At 60.1% G+C, this 26,654-nt stretch carries 25 protein-coding genes, 1 tRNA gene and 1 riboswitch; of the genes, 14 read left to right on the top strand and 12 right to left on the bottom strand.

Going from position 1 to position 26,654, the window contains the following annotated elements:
* Window positions 1-98: 98 nt before the first annotated feature.
* The 3 genes from ACQZ6J_RS01310 to ACQZ6J_RS01300 all read left to right on the top strand — a co-directional run bounded on the left by ACQZ6J_RS01310 (window position 99) and on the right by ACQZ6J_RS01300 (window position 3,628).
* Window positions 99-174, top strand: a tRNA-Lys gene (locus ACQZ6J_RS01310).
* 1,316 nt (window positions 175-1,490) lie between these two features.
* Window positions 1,491-2,951: an FAD/NAD(P)-binding protein gene (locus ACQZ6J_RS01305; protein WP_449081368.1), complete on the top strand. Its 1,461-nt coding sequence runs from the start codon at window positions 1,491-1,493 to the stop codon at window positions 2,949-2,951.
* A gap of 209 nt (window positions 2,952-3,160) precedes the next feature.
* Window positions 3,161-3,628: an RrF2 family transcriptional regulator gene (locus tag ACQZ6J_RS01300; RefSeq protein WP_163987612.1), complete on the top strand. Its 468-nt coding sequence runs from the start codon at window positions 3,161-3,163 to the stop codon at window positions 3,626-3,628.
* A 24-nt stretch (window positions 3,629-3,652) separates the two neighbouring features.
* Here ACQZ6J_RS01300 and ACQZ6J_RS01295 read toward each other — a convergent pair whose 3' ends face one another.
* Window positions 3,653-4,870 (bottom strand): SfnB family sulfur acquisition oxidoreductase, encoded by a 1,218-nt coding sequence (locus ACQZ6J_RS01295; protein WP_449081365.1) that lies wholly within the window; start codon window positions 4,868-4,870, stop codon window positions 3,653-3,655.
* Between the two features lie 46 nt (window positions 4,871-4,916).
* Here ACQZ6J_RS01295 and ACQZ6J_RS01290 point away from each other — a divergent pair, with 46 nt between their 5' ends.
* The 9 genes from ACQZ6J_RS01290 (at window position 4,917) to ACQZ6J_RS01250 (ending at window position 16,272) form a co-directional block, all read left to right on the top strand.
* Window positions 4,917-5,276 (top strand): hypothetical protein, encoded by a 360-nt coding sequence (locus tag ACQZ6J_RS01290; RefSeq protein ID WP_449081363.1) that lies wholly within the window; start codon window positions 4,917-4,919, stop codon window positions 5,274-5,276.
* Window positions 5,277-5,572: 296 nt separating this feature from the next.
* A complete protein-coding gene (locus ACQZ6J_RS01285; RefSeq protein ID WP_449081361.1) occupies window positions 5,573-6,988 on the top strand; it encodes an FAD/NAD(P)-binding protein in 1,416 nt (471 codons plus the stop codon).
* Between the two features lie 194 nt (window positions 6,989-7,182).
* A riboswitch (cobalamin riboswitch) is annotated at window positions 7,183-7,399 on the top strand.
* Window positions 7,400-7,507: 108 nt separating this feature from the next.
* Entirely contained in the window at window positions 7,508-7,921 is a 414-nt protein-coding gene (locus tag ACQZ6J_RS01280) for a DUF1636 family protein (protein ID WP_449081359.1), read from the top strand.
* 9 nt (window positions 7,922-7,930) lie between these two features.
* Entirely contained in the window at window positions 7,931-8,710 is a 780-nt protein-coding gene (locus tag ACQZ6J_RS01275) for an ABC transporter ATP-binding protein (protein ID WP_449081357.1), read from the top strand.
* A 20-nt stretch (window positions 8,711-8,730) separates the two neighbouring features.
* Window positions 8,731-9,690: an ABC transporter substrate-binding protein gene (locus tag ACQZ6J_RS01270; RefSeq protein WP_449081355.1), complete on the top strand. Its 960-nt coding sequence runs from the start codon at window positions 8,731-8,733 to the stop codon at window positions 9,688-9,690.
* Window positions 9,691-9,752: 62 nt separating this feature from the next.
* The gene (locus ACQZ6J_RS01265; protein ID WP_449081353.1) at window positions 9,753-10,775 is read left to right on the top strand and encodes a FecCD family ABC transporter permease; all 1,023 of its coding nucleotides are present in this window, start codon (window positions 9,753-9,755) and stop codon (window positions 10,773-10,775) included.
* 277 nt (window positions 10,776-11,052) lie between these two features.
* Complete coding sequence (locus ACQZ6J_RS01260; protein WP_449081351.1) at window positions 11,053-13,650, top strand: mechanosensitive ion channel family protein; 2,598 nt, start codon at window positions 11,053-11,055, stop codon at window positions 13,648-13,650.
* A 273-nt stretch (window positions 13,651-13,923) separates the two neighbouring features.
* Complete coding sequence (locus ACQZ6J_RS01255) at window positions 13,924-14,754, top strand: response regulator (protein ID WP_163987603.1); 831 nt, start codon at window positions 13,924-13,926, stop codon at window positions 14,752-14,754.
* 186 nt (window positions 14,755-14,940) lie between these two features.
* A complete protein-coding gene (locus ACQZ6J_RS01250; protein WP_163987602.1) occupies window positions 14,941-16,272 on the top strand; it encodes a diguanylate cyclase in 1,332 nt (443 codons plus the stop codon).
* A 40-nt stretch (window positions 16,273-16,312) separates the two neighbouring features.
* Here the strand turns inward: ACQZ6J_RS01250 and ACQZ6J_RS01245 are convergent, their stop codons facing one another.
* From ACQZ6J_RS01245 to ACQZ6J_RS01235, 3 genes are all read right to left on the bottom strand, one after another.
* Window positions 16,313-17,332 carry a GlxA family transcriptional regulator gene (locus tag ACQZ6J_RS01245; protein ID WP_163987601.1) on the bottom strand — a complete coding sequence of 340 codons (1,020 nt, stop codon included), beginning with the start codon at window positions 17,330-17,332 and terminating at the stop codon, window positions 16,313-16,315.
* A 302-nt stretch (window positions 17,333-17,634) separates the two neighbouring features.
* Window positions 17,635-17,841 (bottom strand): DUF1127 domain-containing protein, encoded by a 207-nt coding sequence (locus ACQZ6J_RS01240; protein WP_163987600.1) that lies wholly within the window; start codon window positions 17,839-17,841, stop codon window positions 17,635-17,637.
* Window positions 17,842-17,916: 75 nt separating this feature from the next.
* Window positions 17,917-18,162 (bottom strand): hypothetical protein, encoded by a 246-nt coding sequence (locus tag ACQZ6J_RS01235; protein WP_163987599.1) that lies wholly within the window; start codon window positions 18,160-18,162, stop codon window positions 17,917-17,919.
* Between the two features lie 122 nt (window positions 18,163-18,284).
* Here ACQZ6J_RS01235 and ACQZ6J_RS01230 point away from each other — a divergent pair, with 122 nt between their 5' ends.
* A complete protein-coding gene (locus ACQZ6J_RS01230; RefSeq protein WP_449081348.1) occupies window positions 18,285-19,184 on the top strand; it encodes a LysR family transcriptional regulator in 900 nt (299 codons plus the stop codon).
* A gap of 18 nt (window positions 19,185-19,202) precedes the next feature.
* Here ACQZ6J_RS01230 and ACQZ6J_RS01225 read toward each other — a convergent pair whose 3' ends face one another.
* From ACQZ6J_RS01225 to ACQZ6J_RS01195, 7 genes are all read right to left on the bottom strand, one after another.
* A complete protein-coding gene (locus tag ACQZ6J_RS01225; RefSeq protein ID WP_449082728.1) occupies window positions 19,203-21,203 on the bottom strand; it encodes an ASKHA domain-containing protein in 2,001 nt (666 codons plus the stop codon).
* A 45-nt stretch (window positions 21,204-21,248) separates the two neighbouring features.
* A complete protein-coding gene (locus ACQZ6J_RS01220) occupies window positions 21,249-21,602 on the bottom strand; it encodes a hypothetical protein (protein ID WP_449081347.1) in 354 nt (117 codons plus the stop codon).
* 2 nt (window positions 21,603-21,604) lie between these two features.
* A complete protein-coding gene (locus ACQZ6J_RS01215; protein WP_449081345.1) occupies window positions 21,605-22,570 on the bottom strand; it encodes a methyltetrahydrofolate cobalamin methyltransferase in 966 nt (321 codons plus the stop codon).
* Between the two features lie 102 nt (window positions 22,571-22,672).
* Window positions 22,673-23,779: a methylenetetrahydrofolate reductase gene (locus ACQZ6J_RS01210; RefSeq protein ID WP_163987595.1), complete on the bottom strand. Its 1,107-nt coding sequence runs from the start codon at window positions 23,777-23,779 to the stop codon at window positions 22,673-22,675.
* A 3-nt stretch (window positions 23,780-23,782) separates the two neighbouring features.
* Window positions 23,783-24,361 carry a methylenetetrahydrofolate reductase C-terminal domain-containing protein gene (locus ACQZ6J_RS01205; protein ID WP_163987594.1) on the bottom strand — a complete coding sequence of 193 codons (579 nt, stop codon included), beginning with the start codon at window positions 24,359-24,361 and terminating at the stop codon, window positions 23,783-23,785.
* Window positions 24,354-24,656, bottom strand: coding sequence for a virulence factor (locus ACQZ6J_RS01200; protein ID WP_449081342.1), 303 nt, complete (start codon window positions 24,654-24,656; stop codon window positions 24,354-24,356). The genes ACQZ6J_RS01205 and ACQZ6J_RS01200 overlap by 8 nt, the downstream gene beginning before the upstream one ends.
* A gap of 237 nt (window positions 24,657-24,893) precedes the next feature.
* Complete coding sequence (locus ACQZ6J_RS01195) at window positions 24,894-25,532, bottom strand: DUF1638 domain-containing protein (RefSeq protein ID WP_449081340.1); 639 nt, start codon at window positions 25,530-25,532, stop codon at window positions 24,894-24,896.
* Window positions 25,533-25,551: 19 nt separating this feature from the next.
* On the opposite strand from ACQZ6J_RS01195, the gene ACQZ6J_RS01190 reads away from it, so the two are divergent.
* Entirely contained in the window at window positions 25,552-25,710 is a 159-nt protein-coding gene (locus tag ACQZ6J_RS01190; protein ID WP_163987592.1) for an entericidin domain-containing protein, read from the top strand.
* 66 nt (window positions 25,711-25,776) lie between these two features.
* Here the strand turns inward: ACQZ6J_RS01190 and ACQZ6J_RS01185 are convergent, their stop codons facing one another.
* Complete coding sequence (locus ACQZ6J_RS01185) at window positions 25,777-26,478, bottom strand: corrinoid protein (RefSeq protein ID WP_163987591.1); 702 nt, start codon at window positions 26,476-26,478, stop codon at window positions 25,777-25,779.
* Window positions 26,479-26,654 lie beyond the last annotated feature (176 nt).

Raw genomic sequence — 26,654 nt, 5'->3', positions numbered from 1 at the left:
AAATTTTTTTGACAAAAAGACAAAGAAAATTCGTCTGGCCGCTGGACAATCAAACCGATCCTATTTATATGCCCGATCACGCCGCCAGCAAGCGGTGCGGGTGATTAGCTCAGTTGGTAGAGCAGCTGACTCTTAATCAGCGGGTCGTAGGTTCGAGCCCTACATCACCCACCAAATTTCAAGCACTTAGCTTAAATTTGCGCTGATTGTCACGGTTTCATGGAAGCCGTTTCCAAGTCACTTTTCGGTTTGTTCTTGAACGCGGGCGGCCTTTTCGCTGCAGCGCTCTTCCATCCGCTTCACCGCGTCCTTCACCAAACTGCGCAATGCAATGTGAGGCTCGTCATTCAACGGCGTGGCCTTCCGTATGGCCAACCACACTGGCAAACAGCGTGACGTTATCGCTTGCCTGAATACGAGCGATCTGCCGCGTCGGCTTAATGCAGATGCAGCAGGAACATGGTTGGCGCTGTTAGGGACATCGTGAAGAGGAATAGCGAAATCCCGTATTTCAGCCGTCTCATCCGGCGCGTTTTGATACCATCCCAGTCGTAACCCATAAGTATACCCTTTCTTCTTGAGTTTCTTGTCGATGAGTAAGAGTATCTTATGGATTGTTTGCGCGAGGCTTACGAAAGTATTGCCATTGGCTGGAGTGATTTTTCGGTTTTACTCAGCGGTTCTGCGTATTGATATATCCGCTGTTGTATTGATGGGCACGAACATATACCCTCATTCTCGAAATGAGCGGAGTTTTTCTCGCATCACATTGAATAGTCTGTGGTATTTGGGGAATTTTCTCGAGGAGCCAAGCGTGAAAGCTTGCTTAAGCGCCGATATGAGCGGATTGGTCGCCATGGTCCAACAAGCGGCACGAGACTCGATGCAGGACGGAACATCAAACATTCCAGCAGAGGCCGTCGCAGCTCAAGTATCTGCACGCAACGCCTTCGCTGGCAGGGCAAACCGTCCACTTACACGGATCGATAACGCGCCTCGGCGGCTATGCAGCTATCCGCACATTCGAAAACCTGCCGGCGTGTCCGCCCGGCGGCATTCGTCATCGCCTCGATGGGGCGTAGTCAGTGCTTTTTATGCACGCCTTCCATCACGCTGAACACAAAGATGACAGCCAGAAGCAGCATCAGCGCATAGTCGAAGGGAGTCAGGATGTGAAGCAGTTCCATGATGTTTCTCCTCCCAAAGAGAATACGAACCAGAACAACCGCTAGTATGTTCCTCGCGGAGGCGTATGCCAAGTTTTTTACATCCTGCGGTGCAAAAACAATGTTGTGCGCGGCACAAATAACCATTTGTTTGCAAATGCATATCAGCACTCCATTGACTGCTTTTGGTCGATGGGTCGTCCGCGCTCGCTGCGATCGTGTTGTCAACAAATTTTATAGAGTATATCTTTCTCCCCAACGATGATTGCGATTGCTCGTGGCGCGAAGAGTTCGCGCGGCGACCGATCTGGAGGGAGTTGGCTATTGACCATTGGCAATGATCAACAGGCGCGTGATCTGCCGGTCATCGCCATTGTCGGCGGCGGCGTTTCCGGAACCGGAGTTGCCTTCCATCTGCTGCAGCGGCGATCATTGCAGGCCGGTCAACTCTTCATATTCGAGCCGCGGGAACGGTTGGGGAAGGGGCTCGCCTACGATACGCAGGACCCCGCCCATCGCATCAACGTGCCGGCGGCGAAGATGAGCCTGCTTCCGGATGACATCGAGCACTTTCAACGCTGGTTGCAGGAGCGGAATGTGCTCGCCGATGACGAGGCTGCCGTTGCCGCCAATGGCGGCCTTTTTCCGCGACGCTCCGCATTTGGCAACTATATCAACAGCATGATTACGCCCTTCATCGAGGATGGACGCCTTGTTCACGTCAGACAAGGCGTCGAGCGCATCGAGAGGGCGGGTCGTCGCTGGACGCTCGTCAGCGCGGCAGGGCAGCGTGTGGATGCAGATATTCTCGTCATTGCCACCAGCCATCCATCACCTCTGCCGCCGGAGGTGCTGCAGGATGCGCTTGCCGATCACCCGCGTTTCGTTCCGGATCCGACGCGACCGGATGCGCTTTCCGCCATCCGCGCAGGGGATCGCGTCCTGGTTGTCGGTAACGGCTTGACCTCGGCCGATGTGATAGCGTCGCTCGAACTCAGAGGTCACAAGGGCCCCATCACCGCCATATCAAGACGCGGTTTGCGTTCGCGTGGCCATGCGGCGGTGAAGCAGGAGCTGTTCGGCGATTTCGCCGGCGAGCCATCAAAGACGGCGACCGCTCTCCTGCGCCGCGTGCGGGCCACTATCCGCCAGGCGGAGGGCGAAGGGCGCAGCTGGCATGCGGTCATCGATCAGGTGAGGGCGCAGGGCCGGCATGTGTGGCATGCGCTGCCGGTCGAGGAGCGGCGGCGTCTCGTCAGGCATCTGAGACCGTTCTGGGATGTGCATCGCTTTCGCGTGGCGCCGCAGGTGGAGGCGGTCAGCGAAAGGGCGATCGAAGCCGGCAGGCTCGAGGTGCTGGCGGCATCGGTCGCGGCTGTGGGGGCTGTGGACGGTGTCATCGACTGCGTATTGCAGCTCAGCCGTTCCGGGCGGCGTATCGAGAAGCAATTCGATGCGGTCGTTGTCACCACGGGTCCGGGCCATCGCGGCATTCTGCAGTCGCAGGGATGGATCGACGCGTTGTCGAAGGCCGGATATCTCGCCATGGATCCCGCGCGGCTGGGATTTGCCTGCGATACGCGATCGCGCGCGCTTGCGGCCGATGGAACGGTGGTGCCGTCGTTGTTTATCTCCGGGCCGCTCGCGCGCGGCACTTTCGGCGAACTCATGGGGCTGCCCGAGGTGGTCGAGCACGCCGTTCTTGTCGCCGAACAGGTAGCCGAAGCGATCACCGACCATGAAGCCGAGCAGGGGAAGGCATATTTGGACAGCAGCGCTGCCTGAATCCAAGAAAAGCCGCAAATTCGTTGCTTAGACGATACAATTGCCTAAATTTACTCATATAAACTATACAATTTGTGAGTTACTGTCTTGTTCGTCGGGATGCGCGGGTCTACTTCCGCAATCCATGATGACAGGACGGGCCGGTTGAGTCTCTCTTGGGCGGCCAAGCCGGGTTTTCAACAATCGACTTTGCAGTAAAGCGGACGGCGATGCTTACGAAAAAAGGAAAATACGGACTGAAGGCGTTGGTGGATCTCGCACGCCTCGGCCCGGGGGAAACCGCGTTCATCAACGATATCGCGTTGCGCAACAATATTCCGAAGAAGTTTCTCGATACCATCCTTCTCGAATTGCGCAACGCCGGCGTGTTGCGCTCGAAAAAAGGGCCGGGCGGTGGTTATTCGCTCTCGCGCCCCGCGTCGGAAATCCGCATCGGCCATGTCATCCGCACGCTGGATGGCCCGCTGGCGCCGATTCGCTGCGCCAGCCGCACGGCCTATGAGGCTTGCGACGACTGTTCCGATCCGGAGCGCTGTCAGGTGCGGCGCTCCATGACGGAAGTCCGTGACGCCATTGCCGAAATTCTCGACAACATGTCGCTGGAACAGTTCGTTGCCGGCGGTTCGGATATCGACATTCCCGAACGGGAAGACCGCCGCGCTTCGCAGATCGGCTGATCTCGTCCGCGCTTCCCCTGCGGGTCAGAGTAAGGACTTCCTCGATGGCTTCATGCCATTGAGATGATAATTGCCGACGATGCTGTATTTCCGGCGCGCAGGGTCATGAAGCGTGTGAATGCGGGCATTGCGCCAGTGGCGATCGAGATTGAGCCCGATGCGCGCCGACGTCGCGCCGGCTAGATCGAACAGCGTATTGGTCGCATCCATCGCGATATCAGCCGTAATCGCCTGGGCTGCCGCAACGGAGAGAGCGGCATCGACGACATGATCCTCGGTGAGGTTGATCTGAGCGGCGTCGATCTTGCCGCCGGCCCGCTCCACTATCGCAGTCGCCGCTTCGATGCGAATGGCAATCTCGCCGATCCTCGTCACGATCAGCGGATCATCCGCCGCCTTTTGGGTGCCGCTATCCGTCGATGGCGAGGGATATGCCTTCACGAAACTCATCGTCGCGGCAAGTGCGGATCGGGCGATGCCAAGATTGATGCCGGCATGGGTGAGCTGGCTCACGCTGTCGATCACCGTAGGCTCGGCCAGCTTTTCCCGATTCTGGAGCACGGCATCGGCATCGAGATAGACATTGTGAAGAATGGTCGTACCGTTTCCGGAGGTTCGCTGACCGAAGCCGTCCCAGTCGTCGATGATCTGGATGCCTTCGGTGTTCCTCGGCACGACGGCTGCCAAAAGCCTCTTGCGTTCGTCCGGAACGAACAAGGCAATCCAGTCTGAAAAGAGAATGCTGGCGGAAGGGGAAATGCGGCCGCTGAGGCGGAAGCCCAGCCCATCCGCTATCGGATGCGGCGCATCTTGATCCGCCCCGCCGATGCCGGATTCGGAAAACACACCACCGAAGCGATCGCCTATGATGGCTCGATCGAAGAGAGCGGCTCGCTGATCGTCGCCGCCGCCGATCCGTATCGCTTCCAGCACATGAAAATGCGTCTGCACTATCTGGGCGATAGAGGGATCCGCTTCCGCCAGGAGGGCAACGACTTCGGCGAGAACGCAATTTGAAATGTCGATGCCGCCGTGCTCCGAGGGAACGGAAATTCCGAGCAGGCCCGATTGGGACAGGACCTCGACTTCGTCATAAGGCAGGATGCGGTTGATGTCGCGGTCGCTTGCCTGCTGCGCAAAACCGGCCGCAAGCGAACGTGCGATATCGAGTGCTTCCTCTTCGCTCTGAATGCGATGCGCGGGCGGCCTGACGCGTTCGTGCAACTGCGAAACAGTCCCCATTTACCACTCCTCGGCCGTCGCCAGATCAGTTTCTCAGGCGCGGCAAATGACCAGGATTCTAATTTCGATAGCGGTACTATACAATGAATTTTCCGAGTTCGTGCGTGCCGCGCCCTTCGGCATGACAGGCGGCAAATGGAAAATCGCATGGGCGGCGGCCGAGATGCTGCCGTCGGGCGATGAGCTTTCCGCTCTCTCATTTCCCGGCCATAACGGCTTCGCGCACCGGCTTCAGGGCTACGAATTGCTTTCCATTTTCGCCGATCGGGATAGGTGCCGACGAAAAGCCGGGATCTGGTCGCGCAGCATTCTCTGTGCCACGGCATCATTGCTCCGATCTTGCCCTCACAAGAAAGCACTTGCTAGCGGCGCATTTTCGCGCTTTCATATACGACTAAATAAGTAGACAAAGGCAATAGACTGCCGCCCGATGGTGTTTGAGACGTCATTCAGTGGCGGCCGATTGCGGGCATCCGATGTTGGATCGGAGTTGGACCCGCCTGTCGCATCTTTCTTCCATGGAAGGGACTCCGGGATCGAAAGAATGCGGCGAGTTGAGAACCGAAGCGATTTCCGCGCGTTTTGTCGGCCGCAATTGTTCCGCTGACGAGCAACTGAGATCGGAATTCGTGTTTCTGGGCCTGTAAAGTGAGTAAGCCCCAAGAAAGGCATGATCGACCACCTCTCGCCCCAGGAGTTGATATGACGGTTCAGGGATTTTTTTCCGCCAGGACGAATGCGGCGGCGCAGCCCTATGCGATGCCGCGCATCGCCGTGATCGGGCGCGGTTTTTCCGGCATGATGATGGCGATAGCCCTGTTGAAGACGGTGCGCTTTCCTTTCCACCTGCAGCTTTTCGATCCCAATTCCAGCGTCAGCGGCGGACAGGCATTGGCCTCCGGACATAGCAGCGAGATCCTCAACAGCCGCGTTCGCGATCTCTCCGTTTCCGCCGGCGATCCCGATGATTTCAATCAATGGCTGAGCGGCAATGCGCCTTTCCGGAGCGCCGTTCCGGCGGCCATACCGGGCTTTTTGCAGATTTTCGTGCCGAAGAGCATTTTCAGCGACTATGTCTACCAGCGTTTTTCCGAGGCCTTCTCGTCGCGGCGCGATGTTGCGGTGCAGGTCAGCAGCGAGACGGTATTCGGGCTTCGCCGCGTTCGAGGCGGCCGCTTCGTGGTGGAAAGCGATGGCGCCGTCAACGCGCCGTTCGACATGGTGGTGCTGGCAACCGGCTATGGCATTACCGATCAGGAAACGCAGGCCAGCGATCTCGTGACCGTTCCAACGACCGTGCGCGCACGCCGTCTTGTCTCGCGCCCGCACACGATCCTGCTCGGCAGCGGGCTGCGTGTCGTCGACCGGCTGCTGCAGATGCGTGAAAACGGCTATGCGGGGCAGATCACCATCGTTTCGCGACGTGGTTTCCTGCCGCAAAGCCATACGCGCAACAATGCCGATCCGGTTTTCCCCGCCGATGAAATGCCCGGCAACCTCAGCGAGATCATTCGCTTCATCCGCAAGGCCTGCGGTGAGGCGGAGGCGAACGGCCAAAGCTGGCAATCCGTCATGAACGGCTTGCGCAAGCATGCGCGGTCGCTTTGGCGGTCCTTGCCGGCCGGCCAGAAGCAGCAGTTCAACCGGCATCTCAGGGCGCTCTACGACAGCCATCGCAACCGGCTGCCCGAGGCGCTGCATGTTCGCCTGAAGCAGGAGCTGGCCGAGGGAAATACCTTGCTGCGGCGTGGCCATTTCATCCGGCGAACGCCGACTGGGCTGGTCTTGAGACCGGCAGGGCGGCAGGAGACCGAACAGCTCTATGCCGACGATGTGATCGACTGTCGATGCCAGGCGCCCGATCTGAATGCCCCGCTGCTGCGGAGCCTGATCGACACCGGTCTTGCGGTGCCGGACGAGCTCGGTCTCGGCCTTGCCGTCGAGGCGGCAGGGGCGCTTGAGGTGAACGGCCGCACGACGGAAGGGCTCTTTGCCATCGGTCCCCTGGGTCTTGGCAGTCTCCCCGACATCGATCTGGTGCCGGAAATCGTGACGCAGGCCTATGCGGCAGCGGAAAGCGTCGCCGAGCGTTTCCATCCGCAGTGCAAGGCGGTGTAGCAACTCCCCGGTTTCCTCTCGTTATGCCAAGTCGGCTGTCCTTCCGCCGCTTCCCCACAGGTGCGATGTCGGAGGGTGAAAATAGCAGGTTGTTATTTGTTATGTAATAACGTAACAAAAGCTATGGCCTATGCCGAACCCAAGGACAAACGAAAGCGCACATGACATCGCCGTTGCCCACCTCCGTTTTCTATGAGATGAATAGCCTCGATGGTGCTGCCCTCGGATTGATCCTGAAGGTGGCTGAAAAGGGAACACGGTGCGGACTACCCATCAGGGGCCAAAACCGTGGCTGCCCCCGCAACTGTAAGCGGAGAGCGCGTTCGCAGCATGCCACTGGCTTTTTGCCGGGAAGGCGCGAACGGGTTGTGACCCGCGAGCCAGGAGACCTGCCATCGATGATATCAACCGTAACGGACGGGGTGTTCCGATGGAAAATCAGTGGTTGGGCGGGGACGCCGTTGCGTCCGTTGGCCCTATCTTGACTTTGCCTCCGGCGAATTCTCCGGGAGGCATTTCATGGACAAAGCAAAAGCGGCAGCGCACCGGATTACCGTCTGCACCAATTGCCGCCACGTCGGCAGGCCATGCCGGCCCGGTCTCGATCTTTTGAAACATCTGCAAGTGGCCATTTCCCAAGCGGGCAGAGTGCTTTCCGATGATTTCAGCCTTGAAGGCAGCGTCTGCATGGCGGGCTGCGAACGACCCTGTACGGTCGCGTTTCAGGCAACGGCAAAAGCGACCTATCTTTTCGGTGACATCGAGGACGCTGCCGATATTGGAGCGCTCGTTTCCTTTGCGCGGCTGTATCGGGATCGCCCGGATGGGCTGACGCGCGAGAGCGAGAGGCCGAGAGCGCTCGGCGGCAAGACGCTGGCGCGCATTCCGGCTGCCATAGTCTCGGCCGAATACCAGCTGTCGCCGTTGCAATAGGAGCCCACGATGTCCGAACGAAGCGCGCGATTGTACGCCGATGGCGTCACCTGGGGGCCTCAGAAAAGCATGCCGATCATCAGCGGCATCACGCTGTCTATCGAAGCCGGCGCCCGGCTGGCCATCATCGGCCCGAACGGAGCCGGCAAGTCGACCCTGTTGCGCTGCCTCTATCGCGGCCTCAAGCCGCAGCGGGGCACGGTGCGGCTCGATGGCGTCGATCTCTGGTCCATCGCTCCCAGGGAGGCGGCGCAACGGATCGCCGTCGTGCCGCAGGAGACACCGGGCGATTTTCCCTTCAGCGTGCGCGACGTGGTGCTGATGGGCAGAATTCCGCATCGCAAGGGCATGGCGCGCCGGAGCGACCGGGATCACGACGTCACGACCAAGGCTCTTGCACGCCTGGAGCTGGAGCCTTTGGCGCTGCGGCAGTTCGCGTCGCTGTCCGGCGGCGAAAAGCAGCGGGCACTGATTGCGCGTGCGCTGGCGCAGGAGCCTGAGCTCATCATTCTCGACGAGCCGACCAACCACCTCGACATCCGCCACCAGCTTGAGATTCTCGAGCTGTTGAAGGGGTTGGGGCCAACGATCATTACGACGCTGCACGACATCAACCTTGCAGCGGACTTTGCGACACATGTCGCCGTTCTCGATTGCGGGCGTCTCACGGGGCATGGCGAACCGGCGGATGTGCTCACCGTCGAACATGTGTCCAACGCGTTTCGCGTTGGCGCGCGCCTTCATCAGGCCGACAGCGGTCCGCAACGTTTTTCCTTCTCTCTTCGATAATAGGATCATTGGAGTCATTCATGTTTTCTCGCATATCCTTATCTGCCGCAGCATTGCTCCTGGGAGGTTTGCTCGCGGGCGCGGCGCTGGCAGAGCCAGTCACGGTACGCAGCTGCAATCGCGACGTGACGTTGGAGAAGGCGCCCGAGCGCGCCGTCTCCAACGACGTCAATTTGACCGAAATGATGCTGGCGCTGAAACTTCAGGATCGCATGGTCGGCTACACCGGCGTTTCCGGCTGGAAGACGCTGGACGAAAAGCTGCGCGAGGGCATCAAGGAACTGCCGGAGCTGTCTCCGAAATATCCGAGCAAGGAAGTGCTGCTTGGTGCCAACGCCGATTTCTACTTTGCCGGCTGGAACTACGGCATGAAGGTCGGGGGCGAGGTGACGCCGGAAACCCTGGAACCCTTCGGCATCAAGGTCTACGAGCTGACGGAATCATGCATTTTCGTCATGCAGAAGAACAAGCCGACCATGGACGACATGTTTGTCGACCTTCTCAATCTCGGCAAGATCTTTCGCGTCGAGGACAGGGCCGAGGCTCTGGTTGCCGGCTATCGCAAGCAGCTCGCCGAGATCCAGGCGAAGGTTAGCCATGCCGACAAGCCGACGCGCGTTTTCGTTTACGATTCCGGCGAGGAAAAGCCGTTCACATCAGGCCGCTACGGTATTCCGACGGCCATGATCGAGGTGGCGGGCGGCACAAACGTCATGGACGATGTCGAGAAGAGCTGGACCGAAGTATCCTGGGAGCCGGTCATCGAGAAGAATCCCGAAGTCATCATCATCGTCGATTACGGGCAGGTGACCGCCGCGCAGAAGATCGCCTTCCTCAAGGGCAACCCGGCCTTCAAGAACATCGATGCGGTAAAGAACGACCGTTTCGTCGTCTTGCCTTACGTCGAGGCGACGCCGGGGCCGCGCAACATCGAGGCCATTGCCGCCCTGGCCAAGGCCTTTCATCCGAACGCGATGTGATTGTCGCTAATGCCGATCCGTCCAGTCGATCATTGGGCGGATCTCCTTCTCAAGATTCGAGCATGCGCCTCAACCTTTCCATTTTCATCCCCTTGCTTGCCATAGGCTTCATCCTGTCGATCACCGCAGGCGTGTCGCTCGGCTCGGCATCCATCCCGTTCTCCACCGTCTGGTCGATCGTCGGCAACAAGCTGCACGCGGGCACATTTCCCGTCACATGGTCCGGCGGGCAGGAGAGCATAGTCTGGGACGTTCGCTTCCCGCGCGTCGTGCTGGCGGCGCTCGTCGGGGCGGGGCTTGCCGTGACCGGCGCCGTGCTCCAGGCGCTGACGCGCAATCCCCTGGCGGACCCGCATCTTCTCGGCGTTTCCTCGGGAGCGGCCTTCGGCGCCATTCTGGCGCTGTTGCACACCGGCCTCATCCTCGGCCTGCTGACGGTGCCGCTGTTTGCTTTCGCGGGCGCCCTGGCTGCAACTGCGGCGGTGGGGCTGACGACGCGCCTGACACGCTCCCATTCGGCCGATCGACTGGTCTTGTCGGGAGTGGCCGTGGCTTTCGTATTCACGGCGCTCGGCAACCTTCTCATCTTTCTCGGAGATCCGAGAGCCACCAATACCGTCGTCTTCTGGATGCTTGGCGGGCTGGGGCTGGCGCAATGGCAGCACCTCGTCTATCCGGCCGGGATACTGCTGTTTTGCCTTGCCTTGCTGCTCCCGAAGATGCGGGAACTGAACGCGCTCGCCATGGGCGACGAAACCGCCGTCACGCTCGGCATAGCCGTCACGCGGTTTCGCCTGCTGCTCTTCGTCGTGACAGCGCTGCTGACCGGCGTGATGGTCGCGTTCTCCGGCGCCATCGGCTTTGTCGGGCTGATGGTGCCGCATTTCGTGCGATTGATGGTCGGCGGCGACAATGTTCGCGTCGTGCCGCTGAGCGCCGTTTTCGGCGCGCTGACCTTGATCTGGGCCGATATCGTCGCGCGGCTGATCATGGCGCCGGAGGATATGCCGATCGGCATCGTCACCGGGCTCGCCGGTGGCGTGGCTTTCATCCTGATCCTGCGAAAGGGTCGTGGCGTGGACTGACCCATTGCCAAGGCTTTTCTCTGGCCTATTTCCGGGCGGGCAATGATCAGTCTCGCACGTCGTCTTCAAGATGAGGTGGGCGACATTCGGCTCCGGCTGGGGTTCGGGACCGGATAAAGGCGTGAAATGCCTTTGTGTCGCCTTTCTTTGTCTTACAAGCCGTATGCGTAAAGACTATGAAATTCGCAATCACAATACTGGACGACTCGGCTCTCCATTCTCTGCGGCGATTTCGGTCATCCACTGCCTGCGACCCATGTGTGACGAGGAGCTCTGCTTGCGCCCGCTGAAATTCCGTCTGTTTCTGCTGCCCCTTTTGCTGCTGGGACTGGGCTTCATTGCGGCTGTCGTCCCGCCGGCCGGAGGGTATGCCTTTGCGCAGGATCAGCAACCGGCTCAACCGTCGCAGCAAACGGATCAACAACAGCCTGCGCAGCTGGCCAACGGACTGCTCGAGGCCGCCGTCGCCGATCTCGCCAAGGCGAAGAGGGCCTTCGCGGCGATCCAGGACGGCGCCAAGCAGTCTGAAATGGATGATGAAACGCTGGTGGCGCTATCCGGCCAGGTTGACGATCTCAACCGTTCCGTCACGGCAATTTCGGCACGCCTGAAGCCCCGCACCGCCGAGATCGACACCCGCCTGACCCAGCTCGGCGCCGCCCCCAAGGAGGGGCAGCCGCCCGAAGCTCCGATCGTTACCCAGGAACGCGACAGGCTGAACGCCGAGCGCTCGCAGATCAGCGCCGTCATCCTCGACGCCGACAACCTGACAGCGGAGACCAACCGGCTTTCGATGCAATTGATGGAGATGCGCCGGAAGCTGTTTGCGGAGACGCTGTTCAAGCGGACGGATATTTCCGCGACGACATTTGGCGATGCCGGAGCAGCCCTCGTCGACGAGGGCATAAAGTTCAGCGATGCGGTGACGAGCTGGATCGGCTTCGTGCTGAAGGCAAAGCTTGCCTCGTTCCTTGCCGCGGTCTGCCTGTCGATCGGCGCGGCGTTGCTGTTCCTGTCCGGGGGATATCGGCTGTTCCGCCGTTACTACGTCCAGGACGAAACGATCGAGAACCCACCCTATATCAGCCGTCTCTCCGTTGCCTTCTGGTCGACCCTGATCCGCACGCTGTCGCTGGCCGCCTTCCTGGTCACGTCCTTCTTCTTCCTCTCGAATTTCAACGTGCTGCGGCCGGATATCGCGCCGATCCTGGCGGCGATTTTCGGCTTCATCGGCCTCGTCTATTTCGTCGGTCGCTTGAGCAATGCCGTCTTTGCGCCGTTCCGGCCGCATTGGCGCCTCGTCAAGCTGTCGAACAAGGGCGCGCATTCGCTGACCTGGTGCCTGCAGGCCATGGCCGTGGTCAACGGCCTGGATTATGTCTTCGACCGCATCAGCGAGTCCATGGGCTCGCCTGTCGTCGTCACCGTGGCGAAGAGCTTTCTCGCGGCGCTGCTGATCGGCCTTATTCTCATTGCGGCGTCCTTCGGTTCGCCGATGCTTGCCAAGAATGGCGATCCGGATGCGCCCGGCCGCCGCTGGCCGCACGGCATGGCGATCATCCTGCGCGTTCTCGGCATATTGGTGATCTTCACTTCGTTCATCGGCTATGTCGGCTTGGCCCGGTTCATGGCAACGCAGCTGATCGTGACGAGCGCCGTCATCGCGACCATGTATCTCGGCTTCCAGCTCGGCAAGGCCGTGTCCAAGCAGGGGGTTTTTGCCGAAACGATCATCGGCCGCTTTCTGGAGAACCGCCTGACGCTCGGCGAAGTGGCGCTCGACCAGGCCGGCCTTGCTGCCGGGCTTGCGACCTATGCCGTCGCGTTGCTGACGGGCATTCCCTTGATCCTGCTGTCTTGGGGCTTCCACATCCAGGATCTGGAACTCTTCGCCTACAAGCTGTTTACCGAAATCCGCATCGGCAACATATCGATCTCGCTGCTCGGCATCTGCGTCGGCATCCTGCTCTTCGCCGGCGGCTATCTTGTCACGCGCTGGTTCCAGCGCTGGCTCGACAGCAACGTCCTGGCGCGCGGGCAGGTGGATCTCGGCGTCCGCAACTCGGTGAAGACGGGTATCGGCTATCTCGGCATCGCGGTCGCGGCGATCATCTCCATCTCGGCCGCCGGCATCGACTTGTCGAGCCTGGCGCTCGTCGCCAGCGCCCTGTCGGTCGGTATCGGTTTCGGCCTGCAGAACATCGTGTCGAACTTCGTATCCGGCCTGATCCTGTTGGTGGAGCGGCCGTTCAAGGTCGGCGACTGGATCGTGTCGGGCACATCGGAGGGGATCGTCAAGCGTATCTCCGTGCGCGCCACCGAGATCGAGACCTTCCGTAAGCAGTCGATCATCGTGCCGAATTCCGAACTCATCAACGCTTCGGTCGGCAACTGGACGCATCGTAACAGGCTTGCCCGCTCGGAAATTCCGGTATCCGTCAGCTATGACGCCGATCCGCGCAGGGTCATGGATATTCTGCTGGAACTGGTGCGCGGGATCCCGAAGGTTCTCAGAAATCCCGAGCCGCATGTGGAATTCCTGCGTTTCGGTCCGTCGTCGCTCGACTTCGAAATGCGCTTCTACCTGTCGGATCTTTCCGACGGCATGGAGATCCGCAACAATCTGCGCATCGAAATCCTGAAGCGGTTCAAGGAGGAGGGGATTTCCATTCCCTATCCGCATCAGGAACTGCATATCATTCGCGACGGCAGGAAGAATGGCCAGGCGGACGTTGCCGCCAATGAGCTGACGGACTCTGCCGACGGCCCGGAAGCGGACAATCACATCGCGGAACGCCTGGCCTTGCCAGCCGAAGAGAATGCACCTGAGGCGAAAGGCGCCGGCCGCCGCCGCGGCAGGACGGCAGCGCAATGATCGGGTGGCCGACAGAAGCGCCTGTGTGACCATTTCGAACGGAGATGGCCGAGGCTCGTGCCTCTCGTCCGGCCTGTCGGGTTCGGATTCCCACTGTCAATTTTGACGACCGACACCGGTTCACGAGGGCAGAAGCGCGGTGCACGCCTGGCAGGCCGCGGCGAAGACGGCTGTTTTCTTCATTTCCGGGAAACCAGTCGGCTTAACACATCCGCAAAGGCTTTGTCCTAGAACGGTACAGAGGGGACGATATTTCAAAAGCAGGTTTTCATTATGCCATTTCTGGGTGTTTCTGGAATGCAATATTCCGGTGCGTCGCTTGCCGGGCCGCGCATTCTGCTCGTCGAGGATTCCAATCTTTTTACGTCGATGATCCGAGCCCGGATGAAGGAGCTCCTGGATATCGACGTCGAGATTTGCCGCACCTTCGAGGAGCTGCAGCTCGCCTACGACAAGTCGTCGGAGCCGATCAAGCTGGCAATCTCGAACATGAACCTGCCCGGTGCGGAAAAGGGCGAGGCCCTGACCTACCTGCTTGATCTCAGCATTCCCACGATCGCCTTCACCGGCACCTTCCTGGAAGGCACCCGCGATGAACTGATCGCCAAGGATGTCGTGGACTACATTCTCAAGGACAATGTGTTCGCGGTCGACATGCTGGCGGAGTCGATCTGCCGCTTCCTTACCAACCACCGTCATCATGTCCTCATCGTCGACGATAGCGCGACGGCACGCGCCCTGTTGTCCAGCCGGCTGAAGCGCTACAACTTCCGTGTCAGCGTCGCGGAGAGCGGTGCCAAGGCGCTGGAGGTCCTGAAGGCCAATCCGGATATCGGTCTCATGGTGACGGACTACAACATGCCCGACATGGACGGTTTCGATCTGACGCGACGCATCCGTTCCACCACCGGCTCGCACGAGCTGCGCATCATCGGTGTTTCCTCATCCAACAACCGGCTGCTTTCGGCCCGCTTCCTCAAGGCGGGCGGCAATGACTTCATCTTGCGGCCGTTTATCGATGAGGAATTCTACTGCCGCGTGAATCAAAATCTGGACACCCTGCTGCAGATACAGGTCGCTCGTAAGGTCGAAGAAACCGCCTAGGCATTGAAATACCTGGTAAGAGCGGCTCTGAAAAAGTGAGGAAAAATCATTTTTATGTAAATCTCCGCAATCTGTGGTTCCAATTTTTCACGAATCCTGTTCAGGATAACGGAGAAGGCGGCTTAGCCAGAGTAGCGATTGACTGAATATTCATGCATCCGGGGATGCGGGAGGAATTGAAGGGAAATGGTACGGCAGGTGGGATACCTCAGCGGCGGCATCGGCCACCGCAATGGCAACCAGAAGATACTTCTGGTCGAGGATTCCCGCATGTTTTCAGCTGTGCTGTCGCATCGGTTTGAAACCGAGCTCGGGCTCGCCGTGGTCCATTGCTCATCGTTGAAGATGTTGAACGAAGCGCTGGCCGATACGGGCCGCGACTTCACCATGGCGGTCATCGACCTCAATCTTCCCGATGCCGCTCATGGCGAGGCCCTGGACGTGGCCGTTGCCCATAATATTCCCACCATCGTTTTCACCGCATCTTTCGATATGACGACGCGCAACCGCATCATGGAGCGCAGCGTGGTCGACTATGTGCTCAAGGATGGCGAGTTCGCGCTCGACAATCTGGTCTCGTCCCTCAGGCGCGCCATCGCCAACCGTTCGACGCGCGTTCTGGTTGTGGATGATGTGCCGTCCGCCCGGGCGATGCTGACGGATCTGCTTCACGCGCAGCAGTTCAAGGTCGCCGAAGCCGGCACGGGCGTCGAAGCTTTGGCGATGCTCGAAACCTTCGACGATATCGAAGTCGTCGTCACCGACTACAACATGCCCGACATGAACGGCCATGAGCTGACCCGGCGCATTCGGCATCGCTACGGGTCGGACCGGATGCGGATCATCGGCATTTCGTCTTCCAACGATCGTTTGCTATCTGCGACATTTCTGAAGGCGGGCGCGAGCGACTTCATCTATCGTCCCTTCGTTCCGGAGGAGCTGCAGTGCCGCATCGCATTGAACGTGGAGACGTTGTCGCAGCTGAAGCAGTTGCGCGCGGCGGCGGCAAGCGACTATCTGACAGGCCTCTACAACAGGCGCTATTTCTACGATCACGGCCCGCGCCTGGTGAACGAGTGCCTGCGTCGTCAGCGTCCGAGCTCGGTCGCGATTCTCGATATCGACCGCTTCAAGCATCTGAACGACACCTACGGTCACGAGATCGGGGACCAGGTGCTGAAGGCCGTTGCCGGCAGGCTTCACGAATTGCTTGACGGCACCGATAATCTGCTCTCCCGCCTCGGCGGCGAGGAATTCGCCATTCTGTTTACGGAAATGAATTCCCGCGCCGCAACCGCGCTATGCGACGAGGTTCGCCTCAGTATTGCGGATCTGAAGGTTCACGCAGATGACGAAGAGCTGTCTGTGACCGTTTCCATCGGCGTGGCCGAGATCGTCGGATACGAATCCTTCGACAACTATCTCAATGCTGCGGATCAGTTTCTCTACATGGCCAAGCACAATGGCCGCAATCAGGTCTATTCCGACTTCAAGATGACGGAAGAGGCGGCCGAGTAGGCCGCCTTCATCGATCCCATTGCCTTGATTTTCGACGCTCTCAGACGACGATGCCGGTGCGGTTCGTCGACATGGTCAGCTTGCGCTCTGCGCGCTCCTGCTGTGGCGAGCGATTGTAGAGTTCGCGATAACACTTGGAAAAATGCGAGGCGGATACGAAGCCGCAGGCGACCGCCACTTCGACCACGGGCATGGAGGACTGCACGAGCAGGTGCCGGGCGCGATCCAGCCGGATTTCGAGATAGTAGCGGGCCGGAGAGCGGCCCATTTCCTGTCGAAAGAGGCGCTCGATCTGGCGGCGCGACAGGCCGGCATCGTCGGCGATTTCCAGAAGCGACAGCGGCTCGGCGAGGTTGCTCTCCATCAGCTCGATGATCGACAGTACCTTGGCGTTCTGCACGCCGAGGCGCGCGCGCAGCGGCAGGCGCTGGCGATCGTGCGGGCTGCGGACACGATCGGTCAACTGCTGCTCGCAGACACGGTTGACGAGGTTTTCGCCAAAATCCTGGCCGATAAGATTCAGCATCATGTCGAGTGAAGCCGTGCCGCCGGCGCAGGTGTAGATATTGCTGTCGACTTCGTAGAGGTCGGCATAGACTTCCGCCTGAGGGAAGGTCTCCGAGAAGCCCGGAAGGTTCTCCCAATGGATCGCACAGCGCTTGCCGTTCAGCAGGCCTGCCTGGGCAAGCACATGGGCGCCCGTACAGAGGCTGCCGACGGCGACGCCGCGATTGTACGTTTCGCGCAGCCAGGCATTGACCGATTTGTTGTGGAACTCCTCGACATAGATGCCGGAACAGACCAGCACCATGTTCGGGCGGTTCTCGCCGCCGAGATAGCGGCGCTCGTCCGTGAGGGAGGAGTTGACCTCCAATCCGATGCCGCTGGAGGAATAGACCTTCTGACCGTCGCTGGAGGCAAGCCGCCATGTGTAGGCGGGGTAGCCCAGCATGCGATTGGCAATCCGCAGCGTTTCGATCGCGGCGGAAAACGGCAGCATGGTAAAATGCGGAACGAGAAAGAAAACCAGGGAACGCGTCTTGATCGGGGTCTTGCTCATATTGTGAAAATCCCATGCTCCAGGCCGTTACGTATTCCTTGCGTCAAATACGTCGGCTCGATGGTCTATTAGCGACATTGGCATGGATAATCGCGGCCGCAAAGAGATATTTGCGCTTGCTATGAAAAATGCGACGCCGGAGGAGGGAGGCAGAGGGGAGGCAAGCAATATGCCCGGACAACTAAATATATATGGGGGTAATTCTCAAGATTAAGTCTGAATGCGCGTCTGGATGCTAAATGTTCAAAAGGCGACACTCTCTTGGGTTGAGCGCCGCCTTCAGTGTTTATGGCTTCCTGCAGTCATCGCATCGCCTGCGAATTCTTGCCATCGCTTGCGGCCGGCCAGCCCAGGTCCTTGCGCATGTCGTCGGACAGAGACTCAAGTTCGCGGAGCGAACGCCATTGCTGCCAGCGACGGGCAATGCGGGAGAAGAGGGGCATATAGCCACCACTGGAGGGAAGCGAGGTCCCCATGGTGCTTGGATGTCTGTAACTGATCGTGGTCATTTCCGGGTTCCTTTCCATGTCGATCGCTCGAAATCCGACGTCCATCGACGCTTCAATATGGATCGAGCGAATTCATCAATCAAACGAATAGATCTTATGATTGCCATTAGTATTTTTGAACGAAAGTATCTGGCCGGACTTTCGTTCGAGAGGGGTCAGTGTTCTGTCCGGCGGCAGGCCGCGCGCATTGACGTCATCGATCAGATGGGCGGGAAAGCGTGTCGCGATCTCGTCGAGCGTGTGTTGTGCCGTCCGTTGAATCTTCCGAACCTGAAGAAGGGTATAAAGGCGGGATGCCTCGCCCAATGCCGTGCCAGCCATGATTTTGCTCCTTTGCGGCTGTCCGCGTGAATTTCCATGACAACTAATATGGGGCTTCGTTGACATTCAGACAAATGAAATGATATGGTGCTTATCATCAGAAAAATTGAAAGGTGATCGATATGACCGTTCCGTTCCGCCGGCCCATACCGTTGCTTGACAATGAAGTTCTGCGCACCTTCGTCGCCATTGCCGAGACGGGAAATTTCTCCACCGCCGCCGACGCCGTGTTCCGCACGCCATCCGCCGTTTCGATGCAGATCAAGAAGCTGGAAGAGCAGCTGGGCGTGATGCTGTTTCTGCGTGATGCCCGCTCCGTGAGCCTCACGCAGCACGGAGAGATGCTGCTTTCTTATGCCCGCAACATTCTGGCATTGTCCAACGAGGCCGTATCGCGCTTCATCATGCCCGAACTCAGCGGCGTTGTTCGTCTGGGTGCGCCCGACGATATAGGCGAGCGGCTGTTGCCCAGCATTCTCAAGAGCTTTTCCGAAAGCTATCCGGGCATCATGGTCGATGTGACGGTCGATATGAGCATACAGCTGAAGAAGCGCATCGAGGAACAGCGACTGGACCTGGCGCTGATCAACTGCGCCACGCGGCCGTTCCCGACGGACGGCGAAGTGATCTATACGGAGCGTCTCGTCTGGGCCGGCGCCAAGTGCGGCACCGCCTATCGGCGCGATCCCTTGCCGATCTCCATTTGGGAGGAAGGCTGTATCTGGCGGTCGGAGGCCATGGCGCAGCTGGAGCGGCAGAAGCGTCCGTATCGCGTCTCCTATCTCAGCGCCCACACAATGGCGCAACGTGCCGCGGTCGTTTCCGATCTGGCCATTGCACCGTTTCCGCGATCCTACGTCACGGAGGATATGGAGATCCTCGGACCGAGCGAAGGGCTGCCGGAACTGACGTCATTCGACATTCGTCTTTTGACGGCGTCGCAAATGACCGGGCCGATGAAGGCGGTGGCTGACAGCATTCGTCAGGCCTTTGTCGAGATCGGGCGTAAAATGGCCGCGTGAACCGCGGCCATTTGCATCTTATTCGCGGCTGCGGCGACGCCTGCGGCCGCCGCCTTCTCCTGCCTCGTCGGGGATCTGTTTGCGCTCCGGCAGGGTCACGACCTTGGAGAGTTCCGGGAAGCTGTCCACCTTGTTCGGCAGAGCCATGGCGTAGACGAAATGCTCCTGAAACTTTGATTCAAGCGCCGTCTCTATCTTCTCGATTTTGCTGACGGTTTCCTCGATCTCGCGGCGATGGCCGCGGTTGAGAAGCGCCATGCGCGCACCGGTGCCGGCGGCGTTGCCGACGGCCTTCACCTTGTCGAGCGTGCAATCGGGAATGAGGCCGAGCACCATGGCGTATTTCGGGTCGATGAAGGTGCCGAATGCGCCGGCAAGGCCGATGCGGTCGACATGATCGATACCCTGCTTGTCCATCAGCAGCTTGACGCCGGCATAGAGCGCGGCCTTGGCAAGCTGGATGGCGCGGATATCGTTCTGGGTCACCGTGATGCGCGGTTCGCCGTCGCGCAGAAGATAGGAATAGGTGCGGCCGTTCTGCAGGATGCGCGGCGAACGCGCCGCCATCGAGCCGTCGACCACGCCGTCTTCCGAGATGATGCCGGTCAGGAACATTTCGGCCACGACCTCGATGATGGCCGAGCCGCAGATGCCCGTCACGCCAACCTTGGCGGCGTCTTCCTCGAAGCCCGGCTCATCCGACCACGCTTCGATGCCGATCACGCGGTAGCGCGGCTCCAGCGTGACGGGATCGATGCGAACGCGTTCGATCGCGCCCGGTGCCGCGCGCTGGCCGCTGGAGATTTCAGCGCCTTCGAAGGCGGGACCGGTCGGCGAGGAGGCTGCGACGACGCGCTGGCGATTGCCGAGCACGATCTCGGCATTGGTGCCGATGTCGACTAGCAGCATCATCTCATCCTGTCGATGCGGCCCCTCGGCAAGCGTGGCGGCAGCGGCATCGGCGCCGACGTGGCCGGCGATACAGGGCAGCATGTAGACGCGCGTGCCGGCATTCATCGGCAGGCCGATTTCAGCCGATTTCAGATGCACCGCACCCGAGACGGCGAGCGCGAAGGGGGCGCCGCCAAGCTCGGTCGGGTCGATGCCGAGGAAGAGGTGGTGCATGATCGGGTTGCCGACGAAGACGGCGTTCAGAATATCCTCGCGCGAGACGCCACCATCGGCGCAGACCTTGTCGATCAAGCCGTTGAGCGCCTCGCGGACCGCGTTGGTCATCGCTTCGCGGCCGTCGGGATTCATCATCACGTAGGAGACGCGGCTCATCAGATCCTCGCCGAAGCGGATCTGCGGGTTCGAGGCGCCGGCCGATGCGACGGTTCTGCCCGACAGCAGCGATGAAAGATGCATGGCGATCGTCGTCGAGCCGATATCGCAGGCGATGCCGTAAGCCTCGTTCTTCAGGCCCGGATAGAGCGCGATCAGGCGAGGACGCTCGTTGTCCTGGTCGCGATGAATGGCTGCCGTCACCTTCCATTCGCCCTTGCGCAGGATCGACTGCACCTGCGGAATGAGGTGAAAATCCACTTCGAGATTGTCGTATTTCCAATCCGCCGCGATTGCCGCCTTCAGGCGATCCAGATCGCCGAGCGGCTTGTGCATATCGGGCTCTTCGACCTCCACATAGCACATGTGCACGGCCGGATCGCGGGCGATGACGCGCTCGTCGGCCGCCTTTCGCACCACCTGGGCATTGATGACGGTATCCTGCGGCACGTCGATGACGAGATCGCCCTGGATCAGGGCCGAGCACGAGAGGCGGCGCCCCTCGGGCAGGTCACGCACCTCGGCGTAGCGGCGCTCCTTCGGGCCGATCGGCGAGAGATGGTCGTTGGACGAGACGATCTTGTGCTTGGCGAAATTGCCTTCCTGCACCGAGACCTGGCAACGTCCACAAGTCGCGCGGCCGCCGCAGACGCTTTCGACATAGACGCCGAGCTGCCGAGCGGCCTCGAGCACGGGCATTCCCACCGGGAAACGGCCGCGCTTGCCGGAGGGCATGAAAAGGACGAGTGGATTCGCGCTGTCGCCGGCTTGAGCCACGGATCAGTCTTTCTGTTTGCTAAGGCGGCGCACGTTCGAGCGAACGCGCTTGCTATAAGGTTTGACGGCTGCCTGGGCGATCGAATCCGCCGCCCGATGCGAGGAGGGGTTTCGTCCGGTCGCCATGGCTGTCATTGCCGCGATATTCTGCTCGGCCATCGCCATGTTCGCGGCTATGAAGCTTTCCCCGGCGGCGGCCACTTTTTCGGTGATCATTCGGTTGAATTCGGTCGTGTTCACGCGGCCGCCCGTCAGAGCCGTCATCCACATTTGCGACATGCGCATACCCATGACCATGGGTGCCTGGATCCATAAAGTGGCAAGGTCGTCGGAAAGCTTCCGGCTTGGGTAGGTCATCGCTATTCCCTCGTCGCGCCGGCGCCGGCGCGCGCCGCACGGCCGCCACGACGTCCGCCTCCCGCCGAAGGAGCAGCGGTCGCCTGCGCCGCCGCCCCGCCTTCCGCCGGCTTGTAGTCGCGATAGGTCATGATCCAGTTGGTGCAATTGGCATCCGTGCCGTTCAGCACGTTGGCGGCGCGCACGGCCTCCATTTCCTGCGGACGGCAGGGGTTCATGATGGCCGACGTCATGCCGGCGCCGATGACCATCGGAATGAAGCCGGCATTGATGCCATGGCGATGCGGCAGGCCGAAGGAGATGTTGGACAGGCCGCAGGTGGTGTTGACCTTGAGTTCGTTGCGCAGGCGATGCAGCAGCGCGAAAACCTGACGGCCGGCGTCGCCCAGCGCGCCGATCGGCATGACGAGCGGATCGACGACGATATCCTCGGGCTTGATGCCGTGGTCCATGGCGCGCTCGACGATCTTCTTGGCGACGGCGAAGCGCACGTCCGGGTCCATGGAAATCCCGGTTTCGTCATTGGAGATCGCGACGACGGGCACGTCGTATTTCTTGACCAGCGGCAGGATGGCTTCGAGCTTTTCCTCTTCGCCCGTCACCGAATTGACCAGCGGCCGGCCCTTGGCGACCTTCAGCGCGGCCTCGATGGCCGCGGTGACCGAACTGTCGATCGAGAGCGGTACGTCGACCAACCCTTGCACGATCTCCAGCGTCCGTACCAGAAGCCCTGGCTCCGTTTCGTTCGGGTTGACCGAGGTGACGCCGGCGTTGACGTCGAGCATGGTCGCGCCGGCGGCCACCTGTTCCAGCGCATCCTTGATGACGGTGTCGAAATTGCCTTCGATCATCTCGGCGGCAAGCTTCTTGCGCCCCGTCGGGTTGATGCGCTCGCCGATCACGCAGAAGGGCTGGTCGAAACCGATGACGATCTCGCGAGTGGCGGAGGCAACGATGGTACGCGTCATGTCAGATCCTCTGGTCGGTTGGCCCGATAGCTGGTCTATCGTGCCCTGATTTGGGTTACAAGCCGCTCGGCTGCTGCGCCGGCCTGTTGTGGTCTGTCGAAATCAATGTGCTTGCTGGGGCGTATGATGGGCCGCAATTTCCGCCATTGCCTGCTGGTTTTCTTCCCTGCCTTCGCTGATCTGGTGCAGTCGCTCAGCAACCAGGGCGTCGGTGCGGCTCGCCTCGCGCTTCCACGGCTGGCGGCCCTTCAGCACGCCGGAATCATGCACCATTTCGGCGACATATTCTTCCTGGCGGTAGGCCATGACGTGAACGCCGGAAACACCCTCGATCTCCTTCACCTCGTTGATGATGTCGATGCAGAGCTGCTTGCCTTCCTTCTTCTGATCCTGCGCGCCCTCGATGCGTTTGATGACGGCATCGGGAATGTGGACGCCGGGCACGTTGGAGCGCATCCAGCGGGCGGTCTTTGCCGATGCGAGCGGTCCGACACCGACGAGAATGAAGCATTTCTCGGTCAGGCCGAGGTCGCGCACTTTCTTCATATAGTCGCGGAACATCGGCACGTCGTAGCAATACTGGCTCTGGACGAACTGTGCCCCGGCCTCGATCTTCTTTGCCAGCCGATAGGGGCGGAAGTCGTAAGGCGGCGCGAAGGGGTTGATCGCGGCGCCGAGAAACACTTTCGGTGGGGACGTCAGCTTGCGGCCGGAGAGGAATTTCGCGTTGTCGCGCATGACGCGCACGGTCTCCAGCAGCGACATGCAATCGAGATCGAAGACCGGCTTGGCGCCCGGCTGGTCGCCGGCCTGCACGCCGTCACCGGTCAGGCACATGATGTTGCACACACCCATGGCGGCAGCACCCAGCACGTCGCCCTGAATGGCGATGCGGTTCTTGTCGCGGCAGGCAATCTGCATGATGGGCGCGTAGCCCATGCGCGTCAGCAAGGCGCAGATTCCGACCGAGGACATATGGCAGTTGGCGCCGGAGGCATCGACGGCGTTGATCCCGTCCACCCAGCCTTCGAAGATGGCGGCGCGCTCGTAGACGTCTTCGGCATTGGCGCTGTCGGGCGGGTTCAGCTCGGCGGTCACGGCGAATTCGCCGCGGCGAAGCACACGCTCCAGCCGTCCAAGCGAATAATGGCCGGGCAGGGGATCGAGCGGCAGATGCACGCCAAGCGGATTTTCATCGATGTGCGCCATCGCTCAGGCTTCCTTTTTCGCCGCTTCGCGGGCCGCTGCCGCTTCCGCCGTGACACGAAGCCAGGAGGAGGTTTCGCGCAACGACTGGTTCACGGGCTTCTGCACCTTCAGGATCGCGTCGCCCTGGGTCATGTTTCTCGAGCCGTTCCAGGCCTGCACCCAGACGCAGGGCATGTCGGGCTCCACCTCGCAGTTGCCGTTGGCGCGCACGCCGCCGCATGGCCCATTGCGCAACTGCTTGGGACAGTTCATCGGGCAGGACATGCCCGTCGAAGACAGCGCACACTGGCCGCACATGCGGCAATCGAACAGGAAGCCCTTCACGTTGCGTTCGATGAAGGTGATCGGGCGCTCCACACGCTCGTAGCCGAATGCCTTCCACAATGGATGAAGCACGAGGAAGGCGTCGGCAAAGCGGCGATAGAACCACTCGAGGAAGCGTGAGTGACGTACGGCCCAGAGACGGACCGTGTATTTGCGCCGGGCGCGGCGATTGGGAGAGACGCCGGCCGGCGTATAGGCGCCGCTCGCAGCCTTGGCTCCCGCCGCGGCGTTGCCTGGCTTCGGAAGGGCGTCAGCCATGGTCGCGGCCTCCGGCCTTCACCAGCGCCACCAGCCGTTCGCGATCATAGGCGGCCTCGAGTTCGCCCGCGGCCTTGTCCGCCTCGGCTTCGAGATCGTCGGAGACCGGCACGGGGTCCGCCTTGCGCCATTCGGCAAGATAGTCGTCCGTTTCGGCCGCACCCGTGCGCATGGCGCACATGTCGATTGCCTCGGTAAAGCGCAGCGAAAGCTCGCGTTTTGCAGTCTGCCTGCCCTTTTTGATAATCACCTGGGCCGGGATGTCCCGCCAGTAGACGACAATGCGATCCGCCATGCACATAATCTCCTCTTCACGCAAGAATGCACGCCGGCCGACCATCGGACTGCGCTCGCCACGACGCGGCACATGCCGAAAAGCGACGCGACATGAAAACCTCGCCTTCAAGCATCCTCAGCGCACATTATCCTTTGAAACGACCGGGTTCGAACTGTGGTTGAATGTCCGTGACTCGTCCAGCATGTCGGTCCCGGTAAAGAATAGGAAGGCGGAAAAGCGACATGTGCGTCGCAATCAGACGGTCGGCAATTCGCGGGCGAGATCGCCGTAACCGGTGTAGCGATATTCGTAGTCAAGGCCGAGATAGGTGGCTGCTTCCTTGGCCTTTGCCTGCAGGACGGGATCTTCCTCCTGCGAGAGGTAGACCACCTTGCGGTAGTTGCCGAAATACATGTCGCGCAGTTCCGGATGACGATCCAGACCGAGCGGAACGATGACGAAGGCTTCGAACTGACGGGCCAGAAAGTCTGTCAGGAAAAACGAGGTGATATCGTCGTCGCGCGCCGCGAAAGCCTCATTGCCCGTAAAGAAGGAATAACAGTGCGGGCCGGAAAGCCGTTCGATCTTCTCGCGCTCGCAAATCCTGTCGATATCCCCTCCCGTGCCGCAATCCGCATAGCCGATGAAAATCTTCTCGAAGCCGCGCGTGCGGGCATCCGCAATGGCCTGTTCCAGAGCCGGAGCGATCTTCTGCGGATAGGAATGGTAGATCGCGGGAAGACAGTGCAGATCGATGTGATCGAGCCTGTTTATTCTGGTGAGCGCCAGTATTTCGCGCGCGATTGCGCCGCACGCGATCACATGAACTTTTTTCTCTGTCGTGCGTTTACCACGCGGAGGAGTTGCCTCCGGCTTTTGTCTATCGATATCCATTCAGAGAGGGTTCCCAATCATGACTGCACCGACACTCAGCAAAATTGCCACCGCCTGCGCAGTCCTCATGGTCCTTGCTTCATGCGCGAATACCATTCGCGGCGTCGGCAAAGACACTGCAAACGCAGTGAACGCAACCGAGGATGCCGGTCACACCGTCAAGAAAGCTGCTCAATAACTGATTTGGGATGCCGATGAGCCGGCGACAACCCCTTCGGTTGCCGCCGGTACAAGGTTGCCGTAATCAGGCGCCTGCAGCCAGACTGTTATGCTTGCGCTTCATGAATTCCTTGGCGGTCTCGACCGCGACAGCAGCGTCGCGGCAATAAGCATCCGCGCCCACCGCCTTGCCGAATTCTTCGTTCAACGGTGCGCCGCCGACGAGAACGACGTAATCGTCGCGCAGGCCTTTTTCCTTCAACGTGTCGATGACGACCTTCATATAGGGCATCGTCGTCGTCAACAGGGCGGACATGCCGAGAATATCGGGCTGTTCGCGTTCAATGGCGTCGAGATAGTTTTCGACCGGATTGTTGATGCCTAGGTCGATGACGTCGAAACCGGCGCCCTCCATCATCATGCCGACGAGATTCTTGCCGATGTCGTGGATATCGCCCTTGACGGTGCCGATCACCATCTTGCCGAGCTTCGGCGCGCCGGTCTGCGCCAGCAGCGGCCGCAGGATGAACATCCCGGCCTTCATCGCATTGGCGGAAAGCAGGACTTCCGGAACGAACAGAATGCCGTCGCGGAAATCGATGCCAACGATGCGCATGCCTTCGACAAGCGCCTGCGTCAGAACATCGTAGGGTGTCCAGCCGCGATCGAGAAGGATCTGCGTTGCTTCCTCGATCTCCTCCTTCAACCCGTCGTAGAGGTCGTCATGCATCTGCTGCACAAGTTCCTCATCAGAAAGTTCCGCGAGAATGATTTCGTCGTCAGACATGCGCTCCATCCCGTTTTCGTGCAATGCATCAGAGGCTTGTATAAAACACTGTCGCTATTATCGATAGACCCGAAGTCTGCCAAAACTCTTTTCGAAAGCGACGTCGCGCGGATCAATCGCGACGAATGGAGAACAGTCGTTATTGGCGCGCCGATGTCTGTCCTATGCTAATTGCT

This window comes from Rhizobium sp. A37_96 (genome assembly GCF_053521765.1).
Note: the sequence above shows the minus strand (reverse complement) of the source record. Positions and strands in the feature narration are given on the sequence as shown.